General features: G+C 58.4%; 27 protein-coding genes. 16 read left to right on the top strand and 11 right to left on the bottom strand.

Translation table 11 applies throughout. The annotated features are described in order from the left end of the window. Positions 1-84 precede the first annotated feature (84 nt). Entirely contained in the window at positions 85-456 is a 372-nt protein-coding gene (locus tag ACP3TY_RS13685) for a hypothetical protein (RefSeq protein WP_426620310.1), read from the top strand. 19 nt (positions 457-475) lie between these two features. Here ACP3TY_RS13685 and ACP3TY_RS13680 read toward each other — a convergent pair whose 3' ends face one another. Next, positions 476-1,393 carry a LysR family transcriptional regulator gene (locus tag ACP3TY_RS13680; protein ID WP_212546070.1) on the bottom strand — a complete coding sequence of 306 codons (918 nt, stop codon included), beginning with the start codon at positions 1,391-1,393 and terminating at the stop codon, positions 476-478. A gap of 125 nt (positions 1,394-1,518) precedes the next feature. On the opposite strand from ACP3TY_RS13680, the gene ACP3TY_RS13675 reads away from it, so the two are divergent. The 7 genes from ACP3TY_RS13675 (at position 1,519) to ACP3TY_RS13645 (ending at position 7,969) form a co-directional block, all read left to right on the top strand. After that, positions 1,519-2,277: a 5-oxoprolinase subunit PxpA gene (locus ACP3TY_RS13675; RefSeq protein WP_159811452.1), complete on the top strand. Its 759-nt coding sequence runs from the start codon at positions 1,519-1,521 to the stop codon at positions 2,275-2,277. Positions 2,278-2,370: 93 nt separating this feature from the next. After that, a complete protein-coding gene (locus ACP3TY_RS13670; protein ID WP_212546068.1) occupies positions 2,371-2,616 on the top strand; it encodes an acetyl-CoA carboxylase in 246 nt (81 codons plus the stop codon). Positions 2,617-2,626: 10 nt separating this feature from the next. Beyond that, a complete protein-coding gene (locus ACP3TY_RS13665; protein WP_426620308.1) occupies positions 2,627-4,000 on the top strand; it encodes an acetyl-CoA carboxylase biotin carboxylase subunit in 1,374 nt (457 codons plus the stop codon). Continuing rightward, positions 3,997-4,869 (top strand): 5-oxoprolinase subunit B family protein, encoded by an 873-nt coding sequence (locus ACP3TY_RS13660; protein ID WP_426620306.1) that lies wholly within the window; start codon positions 3,997-3,999, stop codon positions 4,867-4,869. The genes ACP3TY_RS13665 and ACP3TY_RS13660 overlap by 4 nt, the downstream gene beginning before the upstream one ends. After that, complete coding sequence (locus ACP3TY_RS13655; protein ID WP_400644476.1) at positions 4,866-5,840, top strand: biotin-dependent carboxyltransferase family protein; 975 nt, start codon at positions 4,866-4,868, stop codon at positions 5,838-5,840. Before ACP3TY_RS13660 ends, ACP3TY_RS13655 begins: the two co-directional genes overlap by 4 nt. Before the next feature lie 111 nt (positions 5,841-5,951). Further along, a complete protein-coding gene (locus ACP3TY_RS13650) occupies positions 5,952-7,274 on the top strand; it encodes a purine-cytosine permease family protein (protein ID WP_426620304.1) in 1,323 nt (440 codons plus the stop codon). A 173-nt stretch (positions 7,275-7,447) separates the two neighbouring features. Beyond that, complete coding sequence (locus ACP3TY_RS13645) at positions 7,448-7,969, top strand: hypothetical protein (RefSeq protein WP_212546063.1); 522 nt, start codon at positions 7,448-7,450, stop codon at positions 7,967-7,969. 44 nt (positions 7,970-8,013) lie between these two features. On the opposite strand, the gene ACP3TY_RS13640 is transcribed toward ACP3TY_RS13645, so the two are convergent. From ACP3TY_RS13640 to ACP3TY_RS13630, 3 genes are all read right to left on the bottom strand, one after another. Beyond that, positions 8,014-8,286, bottom strand: a complete 273-nt coding sequence (locus tag ACP3TY_RS13640) for a hypothetical protein (protein ID WP_426620485.1) — start codon at positions 8,284-8,286, stop codon at positions 8,014-8,016. A 141-nt stretch (positions 8,287-8,427) separates the two neighbouring features. Beyond that, on the bottom strand, positions 8,428-8,844 hold the full coding sequence (locus tag ACP3TY_RS13635) for a glycine zipper domain-containing protein (protein WP_400644470.1): 417 nt from the start codon (positions 8,842-8,844) through the stop codon (positions 8,428-8,430). Between the two features lie 91 nt (positions 8,845-8,935). Next, complete coding sequence (locus tag ACP3TY_RS13630; protein ID WP_426620303.1) at positions 8,936-9,238, bottom strand: hypothetical protein; 303 nt, start codon at positions 9,236-9,238, stop codon at positions 8,936-8,938. 175 nt (positions 9,239-9,413) lie between these two features. Between ACP3TY_RS13630 and ACP3TY_RS13625 the strand changes: the two genes are divergently transcribed. Further along, positions 9,414-10,781 carry an LLM class flavin-dependent oxidoreductase gene (locus ACP3TY_RS13625; RefSeq protein ID WP_064118075.1) on the top strand — a complete coding sequence of 456 codons (1,368 nt, stop codon included), beginning with the start codon at positions 9,414-9,416 and terminating at the stop codon, positions 10,779-10,781. Positions 10,782-10,986: 205 nt separating this feature from the next. Here ACP3TY_RS13625 and ACP3TY_RS13620 read toward each other — a convergent pair whose 3' ends face one another. The 3 genes from ACP3TY_RS13620 to ACP3TY_RS13610 form a co-directional block, all read right to left on the bottom strand. Next, the gene (locus ACP3TY_RS13620; RefSeq protein WP_064118076.1) at positions 10,987-12,063 is read right to left on the bottom strand and encodes a flavin monoamine oxidase family protein; all 1,077 of its coding nucleotides are present in this window, start codon (positions 12,061-12,063) and stop codon (positions 10,987-10,989) included. A 68-nt stretch (positions 12,064-12,131) separates the two neighbouring features. Next, positions 12,132-12,473 carry a carboxymuconolactone decarboxylase family protein gene (locus ACP3TY_RS13615; protein WP_064118369.1) on the bottom strand — a complete coding sequence of 114 codons (342 nt, stop codon included), beginning with the start codon at positions 12,471-12,473 and terminating at the stop codon, positions 12,132-12,134. A gap of 14 nt (positions 12,474-12,487) precedes the next feature. Further along, positions 12,488-13,261, bottom strand: a complete 774-nt coding sequence (locus tag ACP3TY_RS13610) for an SDR family NAD(P)-dependent oxidoreductase (RefSeq protein ID WP_426620302.1) — start codon at positions 13,259-13,261, stop codon at positions 12,488-12,490. 166 nt (positions 13,262-13,427) lie between these two features. Here ACP3TY_RS13610 and gcvA point away from each other — a divergent pair, with 166 nt between their 5' ends. Continuing rightward, on the top strand, positions 13,428-14,339 hold the full coding sequence (gene gcvA, locus ACP3TY_RS13605) for a transcriptional regulator GcvA (protein WP_064118078.1): 912 nt from the start codon (positions 13,428-13,430) through the stop codon (positions 14,337-14,339). 6 nt (positions 14,340-14,345) lie between these two features. On the opposite strand, the gene ACP3TY_RS13600 is transcribed toward gcvA, so the two are convergent. Both ACP3TY_RS13600 and ACP3TY_RS13595 read right to left on the bottom strand, forming a co-directional pair. Beyond that, a complete protein-coding gene (locus tag ACP3TY_RS13600) occupies positions 14,346-14,981 on the bottom strand; it encodes a cupin domain-containing protein (protein WP_064118079.1) in 636 nt (211 codons plus the stop codon). 3 nt (positions 14,982-14,984) lie between these two features. Then, positions 14,985-15,728: an SDR family oxidoreductase gene (locus tag ACP3TY_RS13595; RefSeq protein WP_064118370.1), complete on the bottom strand. Its 744-nt coding sequence runs from the start codon at positions 15,726-15,728 to the stop codon at positions 14,985-14,987. Between the two features lie 729 nt (positions 15,729-16,457). Between ACP3TY_RS13595 and ACP3TY_RS13590 the strand changes: the two genes are divergently transcribed. Next, a complete protein-coding gene (locus ACP3TY_RS13590; protein WP_212545925.1) occupies positions 16,458-16,862 on the top strand; it encodes a nuclear transport factor 2 family protein in 405 nt (134 codons plus the stop codon). Between the two features lie 138 nt (positions 16,863-17,000). On the opposite strand, the gene ACP3TY_RS13585 is transcribed toward ACP3TY_RS13590, so the two are convergent. Then, on the bottom strand, positions 17,001-18,104 hold the full coding sequence (locus ACP3TY_RS13585) for a Gfo/Idh/MocA family protein (RefSeq protein ID WP_400644456.1): 1,104 nt from the start codon (positions 18,102-18,104) through the stop codon (positions 17,001-17,003). A 223-nt stretch (positions 18,105-18,327) separates the two neighbouring features. Here ACP3TY_RS13585 and ACP3TY_RS13580 point away from each other — a divergent pair, with 223 nt between their 5' ends. Further along, positions 18,328-19,548 (top strand): MFS transporter, encoded by a 1,221-nt coding sequence (locus tag ACP3TY_RS13580; RefSeq protein WP_400644453.1) that lies wholly within the window; start codon positions 18,328-18,330, stop codon positions 19,546-19,548. A 1-nt stretch (position 19,549) separates the two neighbouring features. Here ACP3TY_RS13580 and ACP3TY_RS13575 read toward each other — a convergent pair whose 3' ends face one another. Beyond that, positions 19,550-20,437: a LysR family transcriptional regulator gene (locus tag ACP3TY_RS13575; RefSeq protein WP_064118371.1), complete on the bottom strand. Its 888-nt coding sequence runs from the start codon at positions 20,435-20,437 to the stop codon at positions 19,550-19,552. A gap of 228 nt (positions 20,438-20,665) precedes the next feature. Here ACP3TY_RS13575 and ACP3TY_RS13570 point away from each other — a divergent pair, with 228 nt between their 5' ends. The 4 genes from ACP3TY_RS13570 to ACP3TY_RS13555 all read left to right on the top strand — a co-directional run bounded on the left by ACP3TY_RS13570 (position 20,666) and on the right by ACP3TY_RS13555 (position 24,726). After that, positions 20,666-21,646, top strand: coding sequence for an MBL fold metallo-hydrolase (locus tag ACP3TY_RS13570; protein WP_212545924.1), 981 nt, complete (start codon positions 20,666-20,668; stop codon positions 21,644-21,646). Positions 21,647-21,886: 240 nt separating this feature from the next. After that, a complete protein-coding gene (locus ACP3TY_RS13565; protein ID WP_212545923.1) occupies positions 21,887-22,567 on the top strand; it encodes an alpha/beta hydrolase in 681 nt (226 codons plus the stop codon). A 59-nt stretch (positions 22,568-22,626) separates the two neighbouring features. Beyond that, entirely contained in the window at positions 22,627-23,382 is a 756-nt protein-coding gene (locus tag ACP3TY_RS13560; protein ID WP_062378588.1) for an SDR family oxidoreductase, read from the top strand. 237 nt (positions 23,383-23,619) lie between these two features. After that, positions 23,620-24,726 (top strand): alkene reductase, encoded by a 1,107-nt coding sequence (locus ACP3TY_RS13555; RefSeq protein WP_426620300.1) that lies wholly within the window; start codon positions 23,620-23,622, stop codon positions 24,724-24,726. Positions 24,727-24,775: the final 49 nt, after the last annotated feature.

Below are 24,775 nucleotides of genomic sequence, written 5' to 3'. Positions count from 1 at the left end.
GCAGGGTTGGTCTGGATGGCGGTGTTCAGCCGAAAATGCCAGAGTGCGCCTACGCCCCTTTAATGATCTGCCAAGGAACTTGCAATGCCCGCAGGAAAACGTGAACTAGCGCGAATAGAACGCCGGCTGATCACCACGCTGACCGAAGCGTGCGAAACGGCAAAAAGTGAAATCAAAGGCTTCACCTGGCTCACCCACACGGCTGACCTGAATGCACTGGCTGAAACACTGAAAATCATCTGGGTGTTCGAAACCCTGGCCGACAGAAAGCTCGCCGAGGTTGACGCAAAAGCACGGATCTTTGAACTGACGGCTATTGCGCTGGATGAAGCGGGTATTGAGCTGAAACTGACAGATCGCAATGTTCGCTTTGATTCTGAGCAGGAGTGCGAAAACGCTCAGGGCGGCGATTGGCAAAAGCGTCTGGCCAAGGGTCGATATAACGCGACCTTGTGAGCCACTTTTTTCACTGCTGTCACCGTCGCGCAGACAGCTGTTGCGGCGCCAGAAATGCATCGTGGAAATAGTTACGAAACGCCTGCATCGCCGGGCTGAATTCGCGTTCGCGATGCCAGGCCAGCCCGACACTCATCGGCGTCACTTTGTCGGTGACGGTCAGGGTTTCAATGCGTTTGCCTTCCAGTGACCAGGGGCGGTGTACCAAATCCGAGAGGATTGCCACGCCGCTGCCATTGGCGACCATGCTGCGCACCGCTTCGACTGAACTGGTGCGCACTCGCACGTTGGGTTGCTGATGCGCTTGTTCCCAGTAGCGCTTGGCACTATGTTCGGCTTCGTCGACGGTCAGCAGAATGTAGGGTTCTTTCGCAACGTCGGCGAGGCTGACTGCCGAGCGTTCGCACAGCGGATGGTGGCTGGGCAGCCATAACCGGCGTTCGGAGTTGAAGAGTATTTCCGAGACGATGTCCGGGTGGGTGAGGTTGGCGGTGAGCACCACGGCCATGTCAAAACGACCTTCCAGCAAGCCTTGTTCGATCGCTTGCCGCTCCTGTTCGTGGACTTCGATGGCCACGTCTGGATGCCAGTGCTCAAGCCGTTGCAGATGGTGTGGCAGGAAGTATCCGATCACCGTGTAACTCGCCGCCAGGCGCAATACACCGCTGGCGCGGATGTCCGGCAACGGGCTGTTCAATGCGTCATCGACGCTGCGCAAAATCACGTAAGCCCGATTCAAAAAGTGCCGACCGGCGTCGGTCAGGCTCATGCCTTGGGCCGAGCGCTGGAACAACAGCGTGCCGAGGATGCTTTCCAGTTCTTTGATCGCCGTCGTCACGGCCGACTGGGAAATATTCAAATGAATCGCGGCTTGGGAAATTTGCCCGATCTCGGCGGTGGCGACGAAATAACGGACTTGGCGCAGGGTCAGTGACATGGGTACTCCGAGTGACGGGGTATCTGTTTTTCAGAAGATAACCTATCTATTAATAGATCTTCCCAAGGGGGTAGCGGGAATCTAACTTGACCTGCATGAAGTCACAAGCGTCGGGAGCAGGTGCTATGCAGGCAGTAGATTTCAACTCTGACATGGGCGAAGGGTTTGGCCCGTGGACCATCGGCGATGGTGTCGATAATGAGCTGATGGGCTTTATCAGTTCGGCCAACATCGCCACCGGTTTTCATGCCGGCGACCCTTCCACCATGCGCCGCACCGTCGAGCAGGCCAAGCGTCTGGGCGTAGCCATCGGTGCGCATCCGGGGTTTCGCGACCTGGTCGGTTTTGGCCGTCGGCACATCAATGCGCCGGCCCAGGAACTGGTCGACGACATGCTCTATCAGTTGGGCGCCCTGCGTGAACTCGCCCGGGTTCAAGGCGTGGCCCTGCAGCACATCAAACCCCACGGCGCGCTCTACATGCACTTGGCGCGGGACGAGGAGGCCGCCCGTTTGCTGGTGGAAAATCTCCAGCGTCTGGAGCCGGAATTGCTGTTGTATTGCATGCCCGATTCGGTGATCTGGCGGGTTGCCACAGAGCTCGGCCAACCAGTGATTCGCGAGTTCTACGCCGACCGCGAATACGACCTCAGTGGCTCCATCGTGTTCACCCGCAACGTGCAGGCTTACGACCCGGCCCACGTCGCTGAACGCGTGCTGCGTGCTTGCCAGCAAGGCGTGGTGCGCACTGTCGAGGGCGAAGACCTCGCCATTGAGTTTGATTCCATCTGTTTGCACAGCGACACGCCGGGAGCTCTGGCGTTGGTCGAAGCCACGCGTCGCGCGCTGGATGGCGCGGGCATAACGGTTCGCGCACCGCGCTGAGACCTGACGCAAACACCTCGCACAGAGACGCGAGGGTTTGCCCAACGATTCACTTTTGCCTGCCTTTCTACAACTATTCCAAAAGGAACAGACATGGCCGAACACACAGTCATCACCCCGTTGCCGGGGACCTTCTACCGCAAAGCCACCCCGGAATCGGCGAACTTCGTCGAGGTCGGCGCACAGGTCGGCGCTGACACGGTCATTGGCCTGATCGAGGTCATGAAGCAGTTCTCCGAACTGACCGCCGGGACGGCTGGTCGCCTCAGTGCCTTTTTGGTAGAAGACGGTGATCCGGTGGAACCGGGTCAAGTCGTCGCAACACTCGACGACGAGTGAGGGCGCGATCATGACTCAAACCATTCATAAACTGTTGGTCGCCAATCGTGGCGAAATCGCCGTGCGGATTATCCGCGCCGCCAAAGAACTGGGCATTCCCACCGTTGCTGCGTGCAGCGAGGCGGACGTCGATTCCCAGGCCGCGCGCATGGCCGATGAGATCCACATTCTTGGCCCGGCCCGTGCCGATAAAAGTTATCTCAACGTCGAGGCCTTGCTCGGCGCCCTGAAAGCCACGGGCGCCAATGCCGTGCATCCCGGCTACGGCTTCCTTTCAGAGAACGCCGATTTCGCCGAAGCGGTGGTGGCGGCTGGCGCCATTTTCGTCGGCCCAAGCGCGCAGACGATCCGGCGTATGGGCGATAAAGCCGAGGCGCGGCGTACCGCACAAGCCGCTGGCGTACCGGTGGTGCCGGGTTCGCCGGGTGAACTGTTTGACGTCGAGTCGGCACTCAAGGCTGCTGAGTCCGTGGGTTACCCGTTATTGATCAAAGCGTCGGCCGGTGGGGGCGGGCGCGGTATTCGTCTGGCGGAAAACGCCGAGCAACTGAGCGAAGAATTTCCCCGCTCCCAGCGCGAAGCCCAAGCGGCGTTTGGCAATGGCGCAGTGTATCTGGAGCGGTTTATCAGCCGGGCCCGGCACATTGAAGTGCAGGTATTGGGCGACGGTCAGCACGCCGTGCATTTGTTTGAGCGCGAGTGCTCGCTGCAACGTCGGCGGCAGAAAATCTTCGAAGAAGCGCCGTCGCCAGTCCTCAACCAACAGCAACGGGACACCCTCTGCGAAAGCGCTGTGCGTCTGACCGAATCGTTGGGCTACAAGGGCGCCGGCACGCTGGAATACCTGTATGACGACGTCTCTGGCGAGTTCTTCTTTATCGAGATGAATACGCGGATTCAGGTCGAGCACCCGGTCAGCGAACTGATCACCGGTATCGATCTGGTTCAAGCCATGTTACGCATCGCTGGCGGCGAGCCGCTGGGTTTCCAGCAAAGCGACATCCGACTCAACGGCGCCGCCCTGCAAATGCGCTTGAACGCTGAAGATCCGGCGCGGGATTTTTTCCCGAGTCCAGGTCTGGTCGAAGAACTGATCTGGCCGAGCGGCGAGGGCATTCGCGTCGATACGCATCTGTATCAAGGCTACCGGGTGCCGCCGTACTATGACTCGCTGCTGGCGAAACTGATTGTTCATGGTGCCGATCGCGCCGAAGCGCTGGCCCGCGCGCAAGTGGCGGTAGCGAACACCACGCTCACCGGCATGGCCAACACCTTGGCGTTGCACGCTGAATTGCTCGAGCAACCGTGGCTGCACAGCGCCGACTTTCACACCGGCACCCTGGAAACCTGGCTGGCCGAGCGCCGCAGCGGAGGTGAAGCATGAGTACGCCCATCCGATACAGCTTTGGCGCCGATGAGCATTTGTTTGCCGAAGTCAGTGACAGCATGTCTCTGGACGCGTTCTTCAAAGGTCTGGCCGTCACCCGCGCTGTGGAACGGCTGGCGCTGGATGGCGTGCTCGATATCTGCCTGGCTAACGCGTCATTCCAGATTCGTTTCGACCCGGATCGCATCGCCCCTCACACCTTGCTCGAAGCGGTAAAAATCGCCGAGGCCGGGGCTGTCGCCGAGCGCACATTGCAGACGCGGATTATCGAGATTCCGGTGCTCTACAACGATCCCTGGACTCACGAAACCCTGATGCGTTTTCGCGACCGTCATCAAGACCCGAGCGCCACGGATCTTGAATACGCTGCCCGCATCAACGGACTGGCCGACGTCGATGCCTTCATCGCGGCCCACAGCGGCGCGCCGTGGTTTGTCTCGATGGTCGGCTTCGTTGCCGGGCTGCCCTTCATGTTTCAGATGGTCGAGCGTGAGCGTCAGTTGCAGGTGCCCAAGTACCTGCGCCCGCGCACCGATACACCGAAATTGACCCTGGGCCACGGCGGTTGCTTTGGTTGCATTTATTCGGTGCGCGGCGCCGGCGGTTATCAGATGTTTGGCGTCACCCCCGCGCCGATCTACGACCCGCAACAACACCTCGCGTACCTGAAAGAACACATGGTGTTTTTCCGTCCAGGCGACATCGTGCAATTCAAGCCGATGGATCGAAAAGCCTACGACTCCGCGGTGGCAGAAGTGGACGCCGGAAGCTTTGATCTGCGGATTCGGCCGGTGGAATTTTCGCTGGACGCGTTCCTCGCCGACCCCGTTGGCTATCCCAAGTCGCTGCAGGAGGTATTGGCATGATCAAGGTTCTCAAACCCGGCCTCGCCACTTCGGTACAAGACTTGGGCCGCGAAGGTTATTACCATTTGGGCATTCCGCCGTCCGGCGCGCTCGATCAGTACGCCTTGAGCGCGGCCAATCAATTGGTCGGCAACCCGCCCGGTTTGGCGGCGCTGGAATGCACCTTGCTCGGGCCCGAGCTGGAGTTTCAACAGGACGCATTGGTGGCGGTCAGCGGCGCGCACATGACGCCCCGGGTCGATGGCGTGGAAATGCACCACGACACCGCCTTCACCGTGAAGGCCGGGCAAGTGCTGCGCTTTGACTTTCCCAAGGCGGGTGCCCGCGCTTACGTGGCGGTGGCCGGCGGTATTGATGTGCCAGTGGTACTCGGCAGTCGCTCCACCTATGCGCTGGGCGCGCTCGGCGGTTTTCAGGGGCGACGTCTGATCGCGGGTGACGAATTGCCCGTCGGCATTGCCAGTGGCAAAAGCCGCGCCGGGGCCAGTTTGCCCATGGCGTTACGGCAATCACTGGGTGGCGAAATCACTCTGCGGGTGGTGCCCGGTTTGTACTACCACCGCTTGACTGAATCGGCGGCGAAGAGCTTTTTTGCCGAGCCGTGGACGGTCGGTTCGGAAGCCGACCGCATCGGCTATCGCTACAAGGGCGGCAGCGCGCTGAGCTTTCAGCCCCGCGAGCAGCCGTTCGGCGCCGGTTCCGATCCGTCGAACATCGTCGACAGTTGCTATCCGATCGGCTCGATTCAGGTGCCCGCCGGGCTCGAACCCATCGTGTTGCATCGTGATGCGGTGTCCGGTGGCGGCTACGCAATGGTTGGTACGGTGATCAGCGCCGACCTCGATCTGATCGGCCAGATGCAACCCAACCAGAAGGCCCGCTTTGTCGCGGTGACCCTCGAAGAGGCGCTGGAAGCGCGACGTTCCTATAAGAAAAAGCTCAGCTGCCTGAGCAAGCTGTTCCCTTCCTGATTCTGCCCGCCGTCAAGCGCGGGTCATGCCATACGGTACGCCAACGCCGCACTTCGGTGCGGTGACGGCTGCCCGCGCTTCAACCTTCGACTGGTTTTGGAGTTCACGCACATGGCTGCTTTATCGCAATCGAATCAAACCGGGCAAGACCCGGCGCATCATCCCGTTCCCGCCGAAGCACGCATGGGGCGACTGTCCCTGACGATGGCCTGGTGGGCGGTGTGCAGTGCGATGTTTTACATCGTGGTGGGCGCTTCTTTGGCGTTGTCCTTCGGTGCGCGCAATGCGCTGATCGGCATGGTGCTGTCGGTAATCTGTTATGGCCTGGTCAACAGCGTGCTCAGCCGCTATGCGATTCGCAGCGGATTGTCGGTGGCGTTGTTTTCACGACTATTGTTCGGCAGCACCGGAGCATGCCTGGCGACGCTGATTTTCTTCTCGACCGCGATCTATTACGCGGTGTTCGAAGGTTCGGTGATCGCTGTTGCGCTCAATCACCTGTACCCGGAACTGGTCTATCCGCTGGCGGCACTGGCGGTGGTTCTGTACAGCGTGCCGATGATCCTGGGCAGCGTGCAGCACTGGCTGGACAAGCTCAACGGCGTTTTGCTGCCGGTGTACCTCGGTGGATTGCTGGTCGCGGTCGGGCTATCCATCAGCCGTTATGGCTACCAGCCGCAATGGCTGGACTTCGGCCCGGCAACGCCTGATGCCTTCGGCTGGTGGGATTGTTTTGTCGCCTACATGGGCGTCTGGGTGTTGATGCTGTTCACCTTCGACTATGCGCGTTTCGGCAAACCTGAAGACGCCAGATACCACGGTCGCTGGAACTTCGGCATGCCGTTCTACGCGGTGACGTTCCTGCTCAACGGCGCGGCAGGCATTTATCTGGTCAGCAGCATTCCCCACGAAGGCGCGTTGAACGAAGTCTCGGTGGTGATGGCGATTTTGCAGTTGATGGGCCTGTGGGGATTGCTGTTTGTCTGGGCCACGCAAACCCGGATCAACACCGCCAATTACTACCTGGCGACGTTGAATATGCAGGCGTTCTTTGGTCGATTTGGCCTTCGCGGTTCGTACCTGATGTGGGCCGTAGCGGTGGGGGTGATCGTCTACGGCTTGATGCTGGCGGACGTGTTTGCCTACCTCCTCAAGGCGCTGGCCTATCAGGGGATTTTCGTCGTGGCCTGGGTGGGAGTGGCGTTGGCGCAAATTATCTACGGACGCAGTGACGTGGCAGCGCTCGATCGGGTGGGCGAGTTCAATCCGGTAGGCTTGACGGCCTGGTTTGGCGCGACAGCATTAGGTCTTGCGTTGATGTTTTCCGGCGGCGGCTTCAGCAGCTTTTCCGCGCCCGCTACGGTGATCGTTGCATTCACCTTGCACGCAGGGTTGTCCCATCGAAGCCGGTTGCGGTTACCGCTGGCCGAGTAAAACGTTGCAGTCACTTATCCCGTGCCCGCCTGCTCTGACAAGGCAGAGCGGGGCAGTGGCTAGCCTGTTATGACGCCCGGAAAGCGCAGGGGGAGGGCAACCCGTAATTTTCGACTAAGCTCGTTCGATCATTAAACACCAAGCGCTGTGCTGTACTCGCTCAGGGGATCGAAATGAAAGCCGTACTCCACACGATCAAGCACGAAGTCATGAAGGCCATTCCGCCGACCGTGTTTTTCTTCATCATTCTGCACATCGTCGCCCTCATCCGTACGCTGATGATGAAAGGCACAGGCGTTTCGATGCCGGTCTCCACGTCAATCCTGATCGCGTCGCTGGTGCTCGGCAAATCCGTGCTGGTCGCGGACATGCTGCCGTTCATTAATCGCTTTCCGGAAAAGCCGCTGATCTGGAACGTCACCTGGAAAACGCTTATGTACGCGCTGGTGGCGCTGGTCGTTCATTATCTGGAGCGGCTGTATGAGTTCTGGAAAGAGGCACACAGCTTCATGGACGCGAACGCCACGTTGTGGACTTCGATGAACTGGCCACAATTCTGGGCAGTGCAGATTCTGCTGATTACTTTGATCTTCGTGTATTGCGTATTTTCAGAACTGACGCGCGCATTGGGTCGTGATCGATTGAAGAGAATGTTCCTCGGCCCGCTGCCACCAGACATCAATAAAGATTTGTAAGAAGGGAAGAGGCTAGGGCGTAGCGCCCTAGCCGATAGCAGAGGTTACTTTTTCTTCTTCGCCGATTTGTCGGCCTTCTCTGATTTCTTGGCCTTTTCAGGCTTGCTATCAGCTTTCTTGGTGGCTTTCTTATCGGCCTTCTTATCGGCTTTTTTCGGTTCGGCGTCTTTTTTCTTGTCTTTCTTATCGGAAGATTTCGAAAGCGCCGAGGCTGCCGCTGATTTCTTTTCCGGTGACGACTTCTTGTCTTTCAAGTCCTTGCTGGCCTTGGAAGCTTCACCTTTGCTTTTCTTCTCGTCTTTAGCCACGTTGATCACCTCTCGGAGCATGCCGGTATTGGCACATTGCCTGTGGGAATACTCACAAGCTGATCATTAGGCGAGTGCGTTCTGAAGCGGTTCAAATTTTATTGACGCGTCGCGACAGGCTGCCGGCAGGAGAAGATCAGGTTCTCAGTTTCAATGTTTGTGACTGTGTTTATTCTTGTGCTTGTGGTCATGACCGGAGTGGTGGTCGTTATCGTCAGCCAGGTTATTGCCCACTGCACCGCCGGCTGCGCCGCCCAATCCCGCGCCGATCAGACCGCCTGTTGATCCGCCCAGACTGGCGCCAACGACCTGGCCACCAGCGGCGCCAATCCCGCCGCCAATCGCGGCTTCAGTTTTCTTGCCGCTTTTTGCACTGATTGCACCCCCGGTTGCACCGCCAACCCCGGCACCGATTAACGCGCCAGTGCTTCCCCCGACCGACTGACCGACAACACTTCCAAGCGCACCACCGAGACCTCCGCCCAGTGCTGTGTTGGTGGTTTCACCGGCGACGGCGTAATGAGCAACAAACAGACTTAATGCTGCAACCGATAATGATTTGCGCATCGCACTCACCTCAAACTTTTCAAATGAGCAGGAAAGTTTGTTGGCCCGACCTGAGCAGGTCAATGCGCATTTGTCCGTGCATTAATCTGAGTCAAGCAATTGCCGGGTAGGGGTACCGTTTATCGCGTAAGCCGTCAGATTCGTAGTGCGAGTTTTCAAGATCGACGGGGTGCGTATTTCGAGTTTCAAGATGATTTTCTGTGGCAAAAGCGGTCGTTGATGAGTGACTGCTTTCGGCCAGAAGCGGACGTTCGCGACTGACGGCTTTCGACCCATTGCTGCCAGTGAGCAACGGCAGAGTCGGCCAAAAGCGGGCGGCGGCGTGATGGCTGGTCGTAACTGATATCGGCAGCGCCAAGGCACATACCACCGGTAAAAAACCGTTCACGTACATCGCTATTGCCTAACAGAATGTTGCTCAGCCAACAGCTAAGTAACATTCTGTTAGGTAATAGACAGCCAAGGCTGTTTACCTCACTTTAAAAGCCCCGCTACTACAGGCCTCTTGGCCAGGCACGGTACTTGCGTAGTGCTGCTGATTTCCAAGTTTTGGTTTAGTCGGGATTAGCATGAGCAAACGTATTCGAGTCAACGCTTTTGATATGTCGTGTATCACTCACCAATCGCCTGGCCTGTGGGCGCACCCAGAGGATCAGTCCCGGCGCTACAAAGAACTCGATTACTGGATCGAGTTGGCCAAGCTATTAGAGCGCGGCAAGTTCGACAGCCTGTTTATCGCCGACGTGCTGGGGGTGTACGACACCTACCAAGGCTCGGCAGATGCCTCCATTCGCCGCGCCATGCAGATTCCAGTACATGATCCGATGATGCAGGTGTCAGCCATGGCCGCCGCCACCAGCAAGCTGGGTTTTGGCATCACGGTGTCCTCCACCTATGAGCAGCCTTACGCGCTAGCTAGACGTTTCAGCACTCTGGATCACTTCACCAAGGGTCGTATCGCCTGGAATGTGGTGACCTCCTACCTGGAAGGCGCCGCCCGCAACCTTGGACTGGACCGGCAGATGCCCCACGATCAGCGCTATGAACGCGCCGAAGAGTTTATGCAGGTTTGCTACAAATTGTGGGAAGGCTCGTGGGAATCGGATGCGGTAGTCGATGACACCGCCTCGCGGATTTATGCCGACCCTGCCAAGGTGCATGAAATCGGGCACAAGGGCCGTTTCTTTTCGGTACCCGGGTTGCATTTGTCCGAGCCCTCGCCGCAGCGCACGCCCGTCATATGGCAGGCTGGCACGTCGGGCACTGGCCGCGCGTTTGCCGCCCGCCATGCTGAAGCGGTATTTACCGTGGCGCCCACGGCAAAAATCCTGCGCGGTTATGTCGACGACATCCGCCGGATCGCCCGCGAGCAGGGCCGCGACCCGCAGAGCGTGAAAATCTTTACCGAAATCACCACCATCGTCGCGCCGACCGATGCGCAGGCCCAGGCGCGCTACGAAGAGTTGTTGAAATGGGTGGATCTGGAAAGCGGGCTGGCCTTCTATGCCGGTATTACTGGTATAGACCTCTCGCAGTTGGACCCGCACCAGCCACTGCAATATGTCGACACGGACTCGGCGCGCTTTGCACTGGAGATTTTCTCCAAGGCTGACCCGAACCGTACCTGGACGCCGGATGAAGTCGTGCGCTATGTCGGCATCGGCGCCATGGGGCCGGTGATTGTTGGGTCGCCGAGCACCGTGGCTGATGAGCTTGAGCAGTGGATGGATGAAGCCGATATCGATGGGTTCAATCTGGCGTATGCGGTGACGCCGGGCACATTCGAGGAGTTTATCGATTTGGTGGTTCCGGAACTGCAACAACGCGGTCGTTACTGGAAGGATTACGACGACTCCACGACATTGCGCGAGCGACTGTATAAACCAGGAGAGTCGCTGGTTCGCGATGACCATCCTGCCGCGGCCTACCGGCGCTGACAGACCAGTCCCATCCTGCGCCTTCAGCGCGTAAGGTGGGTACTCTAGAAGTCTGCTTCTGACAGATTGCTTTCTGTAGTCGAGCAGGATCCTTAGGTGTCGCCAGCTAGGGCACTTCTTCGCGGCGGGGCTACAACGCTGAATAGCGCAACACGAAAGTGAACGCCGCCACTTGCCAACTAGCTCACCAGTTCCTATTTTCAATCTAATGCAACCTGCTAATCACCACCTGAGCTGCATCCAGTGCGCCTTCCATGTAGCCATTGTGCTCCAGCGAAGCCTCAGTACCTGATACCAGAAGCACATCCGACCAGATATCTTTGGTTGCAGTGTCGGTGCGCCCGGAGTGATGCGCCTCCGTTGCCAAACGATCCCCGTCTGCGGCAGTTAATTCATCCCATGCCCAGTCTTTGATGTAGTGAGCCAGAGGAGTGGTAGCATCGGTGCCAAACAGCCGGCCCATTTGTTGATTACAGGCTTCAAGCAGCGCGCCTTGATCCATCGTTTTTCTGGCAGATGCAGGTAAGCCAATAAACCCGAACAACGCGGCGCTGCCTGCTGGGTCGCAGGCGTCATGAATTTCCACCATCGGGCCGATATGGCTTTGAGCCGTTCCTGATAGACCCGCGGCCCTCCAGAATGGCGCTGGGTACAGCGCGACATATTTGGCGTGCGGTGCCATCCAGGTCGGGGTCTCAGCCCACTGGGTCATCCGCGAGGCCGCAACTGGCGGATCGAATTCAATGCTCTGAGCCAACAGTCGCAACGGCATTGCACTGATGACATGGGTGAACTCAACGTTTTCCAAAGATGACGGTTCATCGGATGCCTTTAAAAAGGCACTGGAGTTCCGCAGCGTCACCTTGGTAATCCGGCAGTTCAGGAGAATGTGCTCAGCAGGCACTTTAGTGGCGAGCGCGTCTATTATTTGCTGCACGCCGCTGTGGATGCGCATAGACGTGTTTCCCGATTCCCAACCAACCATACGTCTTGGCGGCTGCTGGGGTGAGCGCTCCAATAGAGTAGCGCCCTCTGTATGTTGCGCGAAGGTGGCAATCTCAAGCTCTTCTACCAGCGCAGCCATGCGCGGCTGGAAGTCGGGCCACATCCATGCGGGACCCAAGTCATGCCTTGGCCCCGGGCCAGGCGTCGATAAAATTCGGCCACCGAGCCGGTCACGAGCCTCAAACAGTTGGTACTCCACGTTCATTTGCGACAACAGGTACGCCGTGTAAAGGCCGCTGAGACCGCCGCCTATGATTGCTACCTTGACCGTGTTCATGGTGTTCCTCGAAACGAAAACCCGCAGGCCAATTGCTTGATCCTGCGGGCAGGCTTGTCAGCAGTTGATCACTTGTCTTCGAGTGCTGCGTAGGCGTCCAGCACCCGTGCCGAATAGGTGACGGCCGCTCCAGCATTGAGGGCGATAGCAACGCCCAGCGCCTCGGCGATCTCTTCGCGCGTAGCACCGTGTTTTGCCGCCGCCTTGGTATGCACCGCGATGCAGCCATCGCAGCGGGTAGTGACGGCGACCGCCAGGGCGATCAGTTCGTGAGTCTTGGCATCGAGATGACCGGTTTTTGCCCCGGCACCGTCCAGCACTTGCAGGCCCCGAACCGTATCCGGCGAAAGCTTGGCAAGATCGCCAACGCGGCTCAGGAGTGTTTCCCGATAATCATTCCAATCCATCATCATGGCTCGCTCCTTTAGATTCGGCCGGCAGTCACACCGCCATCGACTGGCAACAAGGTGCCGGTGATCCACGAAGCCTGTTCTGAGGCGAGAAACAACATCGCCTCGGCCACATCCGCTGGCTGGCCGTTACGCCCCAAAGGGTGGAAGGCATTAAAAGTCGGTAGCACGGCTGCAACCTGATCTTTGTCCATGAAGGTGTTGTAGACCGGTGTCTCCACCACGGCGGGGGCAACGGTGTTGATGCGGATGTTGCTCGCCGCCAACTCGATGGCCAGATTACGCGTCAGCGCGTGAACGCCAGCGTTCGCCGCTGAGTAAGCAGCCGACGGCGTGGCACCGATGGCTTGAATGGCCCACAGCGAGCCAGTCTGTACGATGGCTCCGCCGCCGCGTTGTTGCATGGCCTTCGCCGCCGCCTGGGCCATGAAAAATTTGCCCTTGAGGATGATGTCGACGAAGCCGTCGTATTCCTGCTCGCCCACTTCCAGGAAGGGTTTAGGATTAAAAATTCCCGCATTGTTGATCAGGATATCGACGCCACCGAATTCGGCAGTTGCCAACGCGACGAGTGCCTGGGCAGTGGCAGGCTGGGAGATATCGGCAGCGAGCGTGCGCACATGGGTGCCGGTCGGGTCGATCTGCGCGGCGGCTTTTTCGAGTTTCGCAGCATCACGCCCGGTAATCACTACGCTGGCGCCTTCGGCAACCAACCGCGCTGCGACCTCTTTACCGATACCTGAACCGCCGCCGGTAACGATAGCTACTTTGGAAGAAAATCTTTTCATCATTGTGTTCCTTTTGCTAGAGATAGGGAGTCGCCGGAATCAACGGGTCGACTCGGTCACCGGGCCTGTTGGCTGTAATGCTTCGGCATGGCTGCTATTCTTCGCTCAGCTCGCAATGGCGACAAATCAGAAGATTTTTCCAATCATTAAAGAAATTCTTTTCCATATGACTACGCCAACCTATCTCAATGCACTGCGAGCTTTTGAAGCCGCCGCTCGTCACCAGAGTTTTTCAGCCGCGGCGACGGAGTTGCATGTCACCTCGGCAGCGGTAGGGCAGCAGGTGCGCACCCTTGAAGCCTGGCTTGGCGTGACGTTGTTCCATCGCGCATCGAGCGGCTCTACGCGTCTGGTTCCGACCGATGTGGCGAGGGAGGCGCTGCCAGATATACGCGAGGGTTTTGATCGCTTGCGCGCAGGGTTGGAGCGTTTGAAAGAGGGATCGCTTAACACTGGCCTGACCGTAACCGTCAGTCCGGCGTTTGCGGCGAAGTGGCTGCTACCCCGTATCGAGCGTTTCCAGCTGGCTCATCCGCAAACCGATGTCCTGCTGGATACCAACCTGCGCCCGGTGGACTTCGTCGCCCAGGGTGTGGACATTGGCGTTCGCTATGGCGCCGGACAGTGGCCCGGATTGACGGCCACCAAGTTGATGGATGAAGAAATGTACCCGGTGTGCGCGCCGGGTTATTCGTTGCTCAAGAAAGGGCGGCTGCCGAAAGGGAAGCTTGCCGAAGCGACATTGATCCATGATCTGTCGATGGCAGTTGATCTTGCCTATCCCACTTGGCGTACCTGGCTCGACGCCGCAGGCTACGCGGATATCAATGCCGATCATGGCCTGCGCATCAATAACTCGGCGGCGGTCTTGCAAGCAGCGGTTGACGGGCAGGGATTGGCGCTGGGGCGCAGTGTGATGGTGCGCGAGGATTTGGCGGCGGGGCGGCTGATCCGCCCCTTCGGTGAAACCACTTGTCCGCTCGCATTTGCCTATTACGTGGTTCACCGTCCAGAAGTGGCGGAGTTGGCGAAGATCAAGGCGTTCCGCGACTGGTTGATCAGCGAAGCCGACGCTTGAGCAGGATCAAGGCGCAGTGCATCGCTTGATCCACAAACGTGTGCCGGCTTGCCCGGCTTGCGCTTGCAGGGGCATGCCTCTGGGCAGGCGAAGCCAAGTCATTCGCTCAAGCAGATCCTTGCCTTCAACGATGGATCCGGCCAGTACCAGAACTTCCATCCCGTAAGGGTTGGCTAAAGACAGCAATGCGCCAGCCTCCAATCGCTCAAGCTTGACTTGCTCGCTAGTGCTACAGAACAGCAACTGTGCAGATGACGTGTCATCTTCGCGCTCAGACTGCACAACGCATTCCTGGGTATCTTGCGGATCGAACTGTTGCAGCCTCACAAATATCACGCAGCCCTGGTCGGAGCGTGGGGCGTGCCGGCTACCTGGAGGGTTGCGAACGTAAGTACCGGCAGGGTAATCGCCTCTCTCGTCCTGGAACGTGCCTTCAAGAACGAAGAACTCTTCGCCACCGGGGTGGCTATGTACAGGGAACACGCTTCCGGCTGCGTACTTTACTAGCGAGGTTGCTCGGGCCTTTTCTCCTCCGACACGATAGAGCATGCGTCGCTCAACGCCGGAGGAGGGAGAGGGCACCCACGGCAGGAGTGCCCCATGCACCAGCGTGCGATGATCGAGATCAGTGTTCAATTGCATGGCTTATAACTCCGCGCGCCCGCCGTCGACCACCATTTCAGCCCCCAGCATGTAGCGAGAATGGTCGCTGGCGAGAAAACACACAACTTCTGCTATTTCGTCAGCTTGGGCCATTCTCCCGACAGGCGCCTGGCTTCCCGTTTTCGCAACGTACTCGGCAAAGTATTCCTCGGTTTGACCTGATTGGCGATACAGCGGTGTGATAACCGAACCTGGGCTGACAGCATTGACTCGAATCTGTTGATCCAGCAATTCTGCTGATAACGTGCGAGCGAATGACCGCACAGCGGCTTTGGACGCGGAGAGTAGCGATCTACCGGGCGCGCCAATCTGGTTTAGCCAGGAGGTGTTAAGGATGATGCTGCTGCCTTTGGGCATCACCGGCACCAGCGCCTGCACGGTGAAGTACACACCTTTGACGTTTACGCCCAGCAGATGGTCGATCATGGCGTCATCTGTTGCTGCCAAAGGCGTTCCATAAGCGACCCCTGCGTTGGCGAACAGAATATCCAGACCGCCGAACGCCTGTTCAACCTGTTGGCGAACCCGTTGCATATCGGCCTGAATGCTGACGTCGGCCTGGATAGCAATAACCCCAGAGCCAAGACCGCTGGCGGCTTCCATCAAGCGATTCATATTCTGCCCGGTGATAGCGACCTTCGCGCCGTACGCGATCATCCGCTGAGCCGTAGCCAGGCCAATTCCTGAAGAACCGCCAGTGATCAGTGCTGCTTTTCCAGTCAACATATCGAAACCCTGTGCAGAAAACATTTCAAGACAGGGTGTCTTGTGCGGTCTCGACTGGCGAGGCAGATTTTCGTGTGGTCATCTAAAGAAAAAATTGCGGGACGGCGGGGTAGTCTCGACCCATCGCATGAGACAGAAATCGACCCATAGCTGCCCTTCGCGAATGGCTGCTTATGGCCGATTTCCTGCTTGTCGCGAAGTCCTGAAAAATCGCCCCTTGGCTGGCAGCAAAGGTCGTCCGATAGCGGGCTATGAACGCGGAAATGTCGCAGTATGACCTCCCCCGTTTTTGTTTCTGCAAATCATCGAGATTTCAGGCGTTTTTGAACAACGCCTTTGTCGTTTCGTACACGCGCACGATCACGAGGAAGCCTTTAACCAATACTCGTAAGCTATGAAAGGCGGCTAAGCGCCTGCCGTGGACTCAGATCTACCGTTGCTCCTCATGCTTAACAACGACGACTTGTGTATAGAAAGTCTTCGGTCAGAGTGAACGGTTTGGCATGAAATGTCGGTTTTTCGGCTTATACGGTTAAATCCTCAGGACTAGGATGTATTGCCTACAGCGTGCGGAACTCTGATGCGTTGTCCTTTGTTCGCTCTTTCACAACCGGACTTGACGGAATTTGAAAGCGCTCTAGAGGCCAACCCTGTCGTTTTAACTGTCCATTAGGACTCGCATGGCCTGCGTTCTATTTCCCTAAGCTCAACATACAATCAGGAGCAACTATGAATATTGAAGAAAAAAACAAATCTATCGTACTTAAAGCTTTCGATGCTTTATTCAATCAACGTGACTACGATGCAGCCGAGGACTATTGGTCAGCGGACTATATTCAGCACAGTGCGCTTATCCCTCAAGGACGGCAGGGTTTATTTGACTTGATCAAAAGTCTGCCCAATACACTGATGTATGAACCCAGCGTCATAATGGCAGAGGATGACAAAGTGATGGTTCATGGCCGTTTCTCTGGAAACGGTAGTCCGACTGCGCTCATCGCAGTAGACATCGTGCGTCTCGAAAATGGCATTCTGGTCGAACACTGGGACGTGCTCCAGGACGAGGCGACCACAGTCAGTTCTGCCAGCGGCCTACCGATGTTCGGCGCACGTTTCCCGGATTCAATTGAGTAAAAGGGCGGGCTGCGACGATCCAATTATGGCCTCTGAGATTAAATGGCGCTTCGGGGCGGGCATGTGTCCGCCCCGGCTGCGCCAACGAGGTTTCATTCTCGATAGTTCAATATCGAGGTATTTCACAAGCATGAGTCGTCACACGATCCGTTTCAGGGGAGTTTGAGTCCCGCTTTTTGCCGCATCCAGCAACTGATGCAGGCGCAATGCATCGCTGAACGTCGCCGCCGCATGGGTGCCTTCGGCAACATCCTGCGCATACACGTGATAGAGCTCTGCCAGTTCAAGCACGGCTGACGGCAATGACGAGGCCGGCAGGCGCTGATAATTCTCAGGCACGGGCAACACTTCCAGCGTCAGGTTATCGCCATGCGCGCCCTCGACGACATAGTCGTCGCCGACATCGCCAAACGCCGAACGGTTGGTGATTTTCAGATCCCCCTGGTCGCCGGTGATGTCGATCTGCACGCCTGAGCCGTTGCGTTTGCCGCCTTCGATGTGGATCGAAATGACGGCGCCGTCTTCGAGCATGCCGCTGAGCACGAGCTGGTCGGGGGCGGTGCTGTCCAGCACTTCGCCGGTTTCCTTGATGGTCACTTTCGGGAACTGGTTGACCATCAGCCCCGAGACGCTCACTGGCCAGCCGGTGGCGGTGAAGAGCATGTCGAGGAAGTGTCCAGCGTAGATGGCGATGACGCTGGAGAAGTTTTCCTCGGGGGCGGTCCAGCGCAGGGCGTTGGGGCGCAAGGCCTGGAAGTAATTCATGCTGACGTGCATCCGCACGGACCGCACCTTGCCGACGTAGCCTTGTTGCAGCAGGTCTTGCAGGTAGCGGTTGTGCGGCGCGTGGCGGCGTTGCAAGCCGACGATGTGACGCACGCCGGCGTCTTTGGCCAGGTGCAGCAATTGTTCGGAGTCTGCGGTGGTGGTGGTCAACGGCCATTCGCAGTAGACGTCTTTGCCGGCAGCGATGGCGGCGCGCACGGTTTTTTCGTGTTGCGGGGCGGTGTTGAGCACCACGACCAGATCGACTTCAGGGTTATTGACTAACGCGTCGACCGAGTCGGCGACCTGGCTGATGGCGTACTCGCTGGCCGCGGCTTCGGCGCGTTCACGGCGTTCGCTGTACACCGCTTGCAGGTGATATTGCGGCAGCAGATTAAGCACGCGCAGGTGGCCGTGGCGAGCCCAGTTGCCAACGCCGATGATGCCGACGCGAATAGGGGAGTGTGCAGTTGTCATGGGAATGTCCTCGTAGGGTTTGGCTGACGAGGTGAAGTCTAGGGAGCGCAGCCCCGCGGAAAAACCGGCCAAAGGGCCGAACACTGCGGACAGGAAAGGCGCTAATGGCGGCACGCCTGTTCGATTGCGGAACGATTGATCCACAGTGATCGGAGCTGCGCACTGTTTTTCCGCAGTGATCAGATACCTAGCATGGCGCCACTCATTACTGTGGAGCTTTGCCATGAACGATCTGTCTGCATCACCGGCCCCCGCTGCGCTCGCGCCAGCAGAGCCGTCCTCCTGGCGCGACTGGCTGTCGGTGTACGCGGTGGCCCTGGGCGCTTTTGCCTTTGTCACCACCGAATACCTGCCGGTCGGCGTCTTGCCGCAAATTGCCAATAGCCTGGGCATCACCGATGGTGTGGCTGGGTTGATGGTGACCGTGCCGGGCATGGTAGCGGCCGTGTCGGCGCCGGCGATCATGCTGGGCGCTGGGCGCATGAATCGGCGACACCTGTTGCTGCTGTTGACCCTGTTGCTGGTGGCGTCCAACGTCGTTTCGGCGGTGGCACCGTCATTGCCGATCATGTTGTTGGGGCGCGGCTTGTTGGGGGTGGCGCTGGGTGGTTTCTGGGCGGTGGCGATTGCGGCTGCCGGGCGGTTGGTCAGCGAGTCAAAAGCGGCGAAAGCGACGGCACTGATCTTTGCCGGGATTACCTTGGCGACGGTGTTCGGCGTGCCGTTTGGTACGTTTGTCAGCACGCTGTTTTCGTGGCGGATGTCGTTTGCCGTGACCGCAGGGCTCGCGTTGCTGGCGCTGATTGCGCAAGCGTTGACCTTGCCGTCATTGCCTTCCAGTGAAGGCTTGAAGTGGCGCGCGCTCGTGGCATTTGTGTCACGCAGCAATGCCCGCCGCAGCATGCTGTTGCTCGGTACGGTGGTGGCGGCGCATTTCACGGCGTACACCTACATTGCGCCGTTCCTTGGGCATGACGCGGGTTTCTCGCCGAGTGCGATCACTTCGATTCTGTTGGGCTTTGGCCTGGTCGGCATGTTGGCGAACTTCGCCATGGCCGGTAGCATCACCACGCACTTGCGTGCGTCGCTGGGCGCCGTGGTGCTGCTGATGGTGATCGCGCAATTGGCCTTGCCCGGGTTGCAGGGTTGGGGCGTGACGTTGGCGGTGCTGGTGTGGGGTGTTGCCTACGGCGCAATTCCGCTGGGCGTGAGCAGTTGGATGCAACTGACGTCGCCGCAATTGCCGGAAGCCAGTTCCGCCATGTTGGTGACCACGTTTCAGGTGGCGATTGCTTCGGGTTCGCTGTTTGGCGGCTTGATGGTTGATCACGCGGGCGTGTCTTCAGCGTTGTGGCTGGGCGCCGCCATTGGTGTGCTCGGTTTGGCGGTGATGCTCAGTTTCGGTCTCGGCAAAGCGCCGATTGCCGAGGCACTGCAACGCTGATTCAAACCTTCAAGATGTTGTCTTTGAAAAAATCGATCAACACTCGCAACCTTGGTGCGGTCTGCTTCGACGCAGGCCAGAGCATCCACAGGTTGCCAGTGTGGTCGGTGTAGTCCGCCAACACCACTTTCAGCCTGCCATCGGCCAACGGCTGACGGATTGAAAAATCCGGTAGGCAGGCAATCCCCACCCCATCGATCGCCAGGTACGTCAGCGGGTCCATCGTGGTGCAGGTCAATGCTCGCGTCAGGTTCGGCTCGATGTGCGTATCGTCGACGCGCAGCGGCCAACGCTCGATCATCCCGGTGGCCGGAAACTTGTGCAGCAGGCACACGTGGCGGATCAAATCGTCCGGGTGTGTCGGATCGCCATGGCGCTCCAGATACGCTGGCGATGCCACCAATTGCAATTGATAACCCCCCAGCTTGCGCGCCATCAGCCGCGAATCCTGCGGCGCGCCCGTGCGGATCACCGCGTCGAACCCTTCCTCGATCACGTCCACCATGCGGTCGGACATGTCCACGTCCAGCTCGATGTCCGGGTAGGCACGCATGAACCCGGCCAGTACCGGCATGATCAACACGTTCTGGATCGGCACGCTGATGCGTACCTTGCCGCGCGGGGTGGCGGACAGTTCCAGCAATTCCATTTCTGCCGCTTCCACTTCGCTGAGGATGCGTTTGCAGCGGTCCAGGAACAGCTCGCCTTCGGTGGTCAGGGTGACACTGCGGGTGCTGCGATGGAACAGCCGCACCCCCAGGCGTTCTTCCATGCGCGCCACGCTCTTGCCGACGGCGGAGGAGGAGATCTCCAGCAAGCGACCGGCTTCGGTAAAGCTGCGGGTTTCGGCGACTTGAATGAAGGCCGTGATGCCGCTGAGGCTGTCCATCATTTGAGGTGTGCTCGGTGCTGGGAAAGGGTTCAGGCAGAGTAGAGGCGGGCGGGGAAATTGGAAAGGGAAGTAATAGGGAGCGAGGCGTTGGCGTTGGCCGCGTTTTTAATACGACCTCTCGAATGCTGAACTAAGATCAACAGCCAGTACCGTAGGTCGCTAGTGGGAGTTGCCGGTTGGCTTAGTCCCTTTGCAGTGCTCCTCTACCAACGAAAAGGAATGGGAATGAAACTCTCCACGCTAGCTTCTCGCGCCGCCTTTGCAGTAACGCTGGCTATCGGCGCAGGACTTTTCGCAGTCGAGCCGGTTCAGGCCGCAGCGCCTATGCAACACAAGCAAGTCCCGGGCTTCTATCGCATGATGATGGGCGATTTCGAGGTCACCGCACTCTTCGATGGCGGCATCAGTATTGATTCATCGCTACTGAGCGGCGACCCGGCTCTCATCCAGTCGCTGCTGCTGCGATCGTTTTTCGATGATCCGCAAAAGGTGTCCGGTTCGGTAACGGGCTATCTCATTAATACGGGTTCAAAACTCATCCTCATCGACACGGGCACCGGAGGCCATTGGGGAGGGCCGTCACTTGGCAAGCTCACTGACAACCTGAAGGCTGCTGGCTACAAACCCGCACAAATCGACCTGGTGTTGCTGACCCATATGCACGCCGACCACATTGGCGGAATCTACGACGCCAAAGGCCAGCGCGTGTTCTCGAAGGCACAGATTTCCATGATGAAGACCGAGAGTGACTTCTGGCTGTCGAAGGACATTGCGGAAAAAGCGCCGGAGGGCGCAAAAATATTCTTCCAGATTGCCCAGGCTGCTGCTGCGCCTTATCTGGCGGCTGGGAAATGGAAGCCATTGCAGGGCATGGATGAAATCGTGTCGGGCATTACTCCCGTTGCCATCCCGGGGCATACGCCTGGGCATGTGGGCTACAGGGTTTCGTCCAAGGGCCAATCGCTGCTGATCTGGGGCGACGTTGCCCACGTCGTCTCTGTGCAAATGCCACATCCCGAAGTGGGTATCGCGTTCGACGCTGACGGACCGACCGCAATCAAGACCCGCGAAGACCTTTTCGTGAAGTTGGCAGAGGGCAAAACCCTGGTCGGTGGTGCTCATATGCCGTTCCCTGGCTTTGGGCGCCTGCGCAAGGAAGACACAGGCTATTCATGGGTGCCGGTAACCTTCATGAACCTGAACTGATGGCCCAATCGACAAGGGATAAAGCCACCTGCAGATGATCATTCAAACCAAGAGTGACCACTGTGCAGAAAGTTGCCTTAATGCTGGCTGCACTCTCTGCAGAGTATGCCAATGCTGCAACCAGTGAGATGTCCCGAAACGTCGGTATTTCGACCCATCTGCTTCTTAGCTCGCGCCTAGCATAGACCCTGAATTCACAGCACGGGCAACCCGCCCGTCTACCCGAAATCAGGAGAAGGCATGAGCACTATCGAACACGTCATTCTTGTACACGGTGCCTGGGCCGACAGCACCAGCTGGAACAAATCGCGCGCCTTGATCGAAGCCGCCGGCCTGAGTACGACCACGGTCAACCTGCCGCTGACGTCGCTGGCAGCAGATGCGGACGTCGTGTCCCAGGCCATCGCCGCCGCTCCAGGACCGGTGTTGCTGGTGGGCCATTCCTATGGCGGTGCGGTCATCAGCGAGGCAGGTGTTCACGCCAAGGTGGCGGGCCTCGTCTATATCAACGCCTTTACCCCTGACATTGGCGAATCAGCTTTGGGGCTGACCGCATTGGCCGAGCCGTCGCTGATGAGTGCCGAGATCCGCATAGATCAGGCGGGTTCGTCGAGCCTCACTTACGAGGGTGTCCATGAAGGCTTTGCTCAGGATTTGAGTGCGCAGGAGAAGCGTCAGCTGTTTGAAAACCAGCGTCCGACCGCTGTAGCGGCACTCACCGCACCACTCACTCAAGCCGCCTGGCAGGACAAGCCCAGCTGGTATCTGGTGGCGACCCTTGATAACGCCATAGCACCGGCACTTCAAGAGCTGATGGTGAAGAAGATTGGCGCCGTCAGCGACCATGTCAATGCGGGCCATTGCTCAATGATTTCCAAACCTACGGTTGTCGCCGACCTGATCATTCGCGCCGCCAAGTAACCGATATTTTCCCTCCATTGTTCACGCTTTGCATTTCTGTAATCTCAGAGGACTCACCCATGAAACTCACTCAAAACACCATCTTCATTACCGGCGGCGGCTCTGGCATCGGCCGTGGGTTGGCCGAAGCACTGCACAAACTGGGAAACCAGGTAATTATCTCAGGTCGGCGCAAGGGCCATCTGGAAGCCGTCGTTGCGGCCAACCCGGGCATGCACGCGGTCGAATTGGATATCACCGATCCAGCCAGTATTACCGCGGTCGCGAAACAGTTGATCAACGAATTCCCGCAGCTCAATGTGCTGATCAATAACGCCGGGATCATGTTGCCGGACACCGCGGCCGGCCAAGTGGATGACGAATTGCTGGCGTCGACCATTACCACCAATCTGATGGGCCCCATCCGCATGACTTCGGCGCTGATCGAGCACCTCAAGAAGGCCGATGACGCCTATGTGGCGTACACCTCTTCAGTACTCGGTTTCGTGCCCATGGCGCTGACGGCGGTGTACAGCGCCACCAAGGCCGCGCTGCACTCTTATGCACTGTCTCAGCGCTTCATGCTGCGCGATACCTCGGTCAAGGTGCTGGAAATCGCGCCGCCATGGGTACGTACTGAGCTGATGGATAGCTCCGAAGCGGAATTGGCGATGCCATTGGATGAGTTTATTGCCGAGACGATAGCGGTGCTGGGCACGGACGCGGTGGAAATTCTGGTCGAGCGGGCCAAGCCATTGCGCGCTAATGCGGGGGCGGATGAACACGCCTTTGTCACTGAGTTCAATGCTCAGCTATTGGCACTCTACGCCCAGTGAGCACCTTGCGGCGCTCGCATGAGTGCGGGCGCCGTTATCCGGACATCGACAGTTCGATCTCCATGATTGCCAGCATTACAGCCAAAAAGTCCGAAGTGATGGGAAACGCGGCCCATTTATTCACTCCGGAAAATCACCTTTACTGATGCCAAGCGCCCCGCCCCCCGAAAGCCCACATGGCTATCGACCCGGGCGAATATCCAATGGTTCTACACATACACTTCAATCGAGGCAACCATGTCCAAACTTCATTCCCCAGTAAAAGTCGGGCGGTTCACCTTCGCCCACCGCATTGTATTGGCACCGCTGACCCGCATGCGTGCCGAAGAGGGCGCTCGTCCTGGCGCCCTGATGGCCGAGTACTACGCCCAGCGCACTTCCGAGGGCGGTTTGCTGATCGGTGAAGCCACAATTGCCGCGCCAAACGGCAACGGCTATCTCGGCGCACCTGGCCTGTTCGACGACAGCCAGATTGTGGGCTGGAAACACGTCACTGACGCCGTGCACGCTAAAGGCGGCAAGATCTTTCTGCAGCTTTATCATGCCGGTCGCCAATCCAATGTCGACGTGCAGCCTGCAGGCAGCATCCCCGTCGGCCCATCGGAAGTCCTGCATGGCGGCGTTGCTTACACCACCGAAGGTTGGGTACCCAATACCCCGAACCGTGCCCTGACCATCGAAGACATCTCAGGCCTGGTGGAAAGCTTCCGCACTGCTGCCGAACGTGGCGTGAAAGCCGGTTTTGACGGCGTGGAACTGCATGGTGCCAACGGTTATTTGATCGACCAGTTCCTGCAGGACAACAGCAACAAGCGCACTGACATTTACGGCGGCTCGTTCGAAAACCGCGCACGCTTTCTGCTGGAAGTGACCAACGCGCTGATTTCGGTGTGGGGCAGTGACCGGGTGGCAGTACGTGTCGGCCCGAGCGGCACTTGGGGTGACATGGGCGACAGCGATCCAGAAGGCCTGTTCACCTACGTCGCGCAACAACTGGCGCCGCTGAACCTGGCTTACCTGCACCTGATCGAGCCGCGCATCCTGGGCAACATCGAGGACGAGAATGCCGACCCGGCGCCGGTCGCAGCCCAACTGATGCGCAAACACTACAAAGGCGTGATCATTGCTGCCGGTGGCTTTGACGGCAAATCCGCCGAGGCCATCCTTCAGGCGGGCGACGCCGACCTGGTGGCCTTCGGTCGCCACTTCATCGCCAACCCGGACTTGCCGGAGCGCCTGCGCCACAACCTGCCGCTGAACGCGTATGACCGTCCGACCTTCTTTGGCGGTACCGAAGTGGGTTACACCGACTACGCGTTCTATAAAGAAGAAGCGACTGCGTAACGTCTTTCGCCGAGCTCGATTTGCTTTAGCGCAGAGACCAAACGAAGCC

The sequence above is a fragment of the Pseudomonas rustica genome, from assembly GCF_049959085.1.
In the GTDB taxonomy this organism is placed as follows: Bacteria; Pseudomonadota; Gammaproteobacteria; order Pseudomonadales; family Pseudomonadaceae; genus Aquipseudomonas; species Aquipseudomonas rustica.
Note: the sequence above shows the minus strand (reverse complement) of the source record. Positions and strands in the feature narration are given on the sequence as shown.

Coding starts and splice junctions, on each gene's coding strand:
- ACP3TY_RS13685 (WP_426620310.1), top strand. CDS start 85: ATGCCCGCAGGAAAACGTGAACTAGCGCGAATAGAACGCCGGCTGATC.
- ACP3TY_RS13680 (WP_212546070.1), bottom strand. CDS start 1,393: ATGTCACTGACCCTGCGCCAAGTCCGTTATTTCGTCGCCACCGCCGAG.
- ACP3TY_RS13675 (WP_159811452.1), top strand. CDS start 1,519: ATGCAGGCAGTAGATTTCAACTCTGACATGGGCGAAGGGTTTGGCCCG.
- ACP3TY_RS13670 (WP_212546068.1), top strand. CDS start 2,371: ATGGCCGAACACACAGTCATCACCCCGTTGCCGGGGACCTTCTACCGC.
- ACP3TY_RS13665 (WP_426620308.1), top strand. CDS start 2,627: ATGACTCAAACCATTCATAAACTGTTGGTCGCCAATCGTGGCGAAATC.
- ACP3TY_RS13660 (WP_426620306.1), top strand. CDS start 3,997: ATGAGTACGCCCATCCGATACAGCTTTGGCGCCGATGAGCATTTGTTT.
- ACP3TY_RS13655 (WP_400644476.1), top strand. CDS start 4,866: ATGATCAAGGTTCTCAAACCCGGCCTCGCCACTTCGGTACAAGACTTG.
- ACP3TY_RS13650 (WP_426620304.1), top strand. CDS start 5,952: ATGGCTGCTTTATCGCAATCGAATCAAACCGGGCAAGACCCGGCGCAT.
- ACP3TY_RS13645 (WP_212546063.1), top strand. CDS start 7,448: ATGAAAGCCGTACTCCACACGATCAAGCACGAAGTCATGAAGGCCATT.
- ACP3TY_RS13635 (WP_400644470.1), bottom strand. CDS start 8,844: ATGCGCAAATCATTATCGGTTGCAGCATTAAGTCTGTTTGTTGCTCAT.
- ACP3TY_RS13630 (WP_426620303.1), bottom strand. CDS start 9,238: ATGTACGTGAACGGTTTTTTACCGGTGGTATGTGCCTTGGCGCTGCCG.
- ACP3TY_RS13625 (WP_064118075.1), top strand. CDS start 9,414: ATGAGCAAACGTATTCGAGTCAACGCTTTTGATATGTCGTGTATCACT.
- ACP3TY_RS13620 (WP_064118076.1), bottom strand. CDS start 12,063: ATGAACACGGTCAAGGTAGCAATCATAGGCGGCGGTCTCAGCGGCCTT.
- ACP3TY_RS13615 (WP_064118369.1), bottom strand. CDS start 12,473: ATGATGGATTGGAATGATTATCGGGAAACACTCCTGAGCCGCGTTGGC.
- ACP3TY_RS13610 (WP_426620302.1), bottom strand. CDS start 13,261: ATGAAAAGATTTTCTTCCAAAGTAGCTATCGTTACCGGCGGCGGTTCA.
- gcvA (WP_064118078.1), top strand. CDS start 13,428: ATGACTACGCCAACCTATCTCAATGCACTGCGAGCTTTTGAAGCCGCC.
- ACP3TY_RS13600 (WP_064118079.1), bottom strand. CDS start 14,981: ATGCAATTGAACACTGATCTCGATCATCGCACGCTGGTGCATGGGGCA.
- ACP3TY_RS13595 (WP_064118370.1), bottom strand. CDS start 15,728: ATGTTGACTGGAAAAGCAGCACTGATCACTGGCGGTTCTTCAGGAATT.
- ACP3TY_RS13590 (WP_212545925.1), top strand. CDS start 16,458: ATGAATATTGAAGAAAAAAACAAATCTATCGTACTTAAAGCTTTCGAT.
- ACP3TY_RS13585 (WP_400644456.1), bottom strand. CDS start 18,104: ATGACAACTGCACACTCCCCTATTCGCGTCGGCATCATCGGCGTTGGC.
- ACP3TY_RS13580 (WP_400644453.1), top strand. CDS start 18,328: ATGAACGATCTGTCTGCATCACCGGCCCCCGCTGCGCTCGCGCCAGCA.
- ACP3TY_RS13575 (WP_064118371.1), bottom strand. CDS start 20,437: ATGGACAGCCTCAGCGGCATCACGGCCTTCATTCAAGTCGCCGAAACC.
- ACP3TY_RS13570 (WP_212545924.1), top strand. CDS start 20,666: ATGAAACTCTCCACGCTAGCTTCTCGCGCCGCCTTTGCAGTAACGCTG.
- ACP3TY_RS13565 (WP_212545923.1), top strand. CDS start 21,887: ATGAGCACTATCGAACACGTCATTCTTGTACACGGTGCCTGGGCCGAC.
- ACP3TY_RS13560 (WP_062378588.1), top strand. CDS start 22,627: ATGAAACTCACTCAAAACACCATCTTCATTACCGGCGGCGGCTCTGGC.
- ACP3TY_RS13555 (WP_426620300.1), top strand. CDS start 23,620: ATGTCCAAACTTCATTCCCCAGTAAAAGTCGGGCGGTTCACCTTCGCC.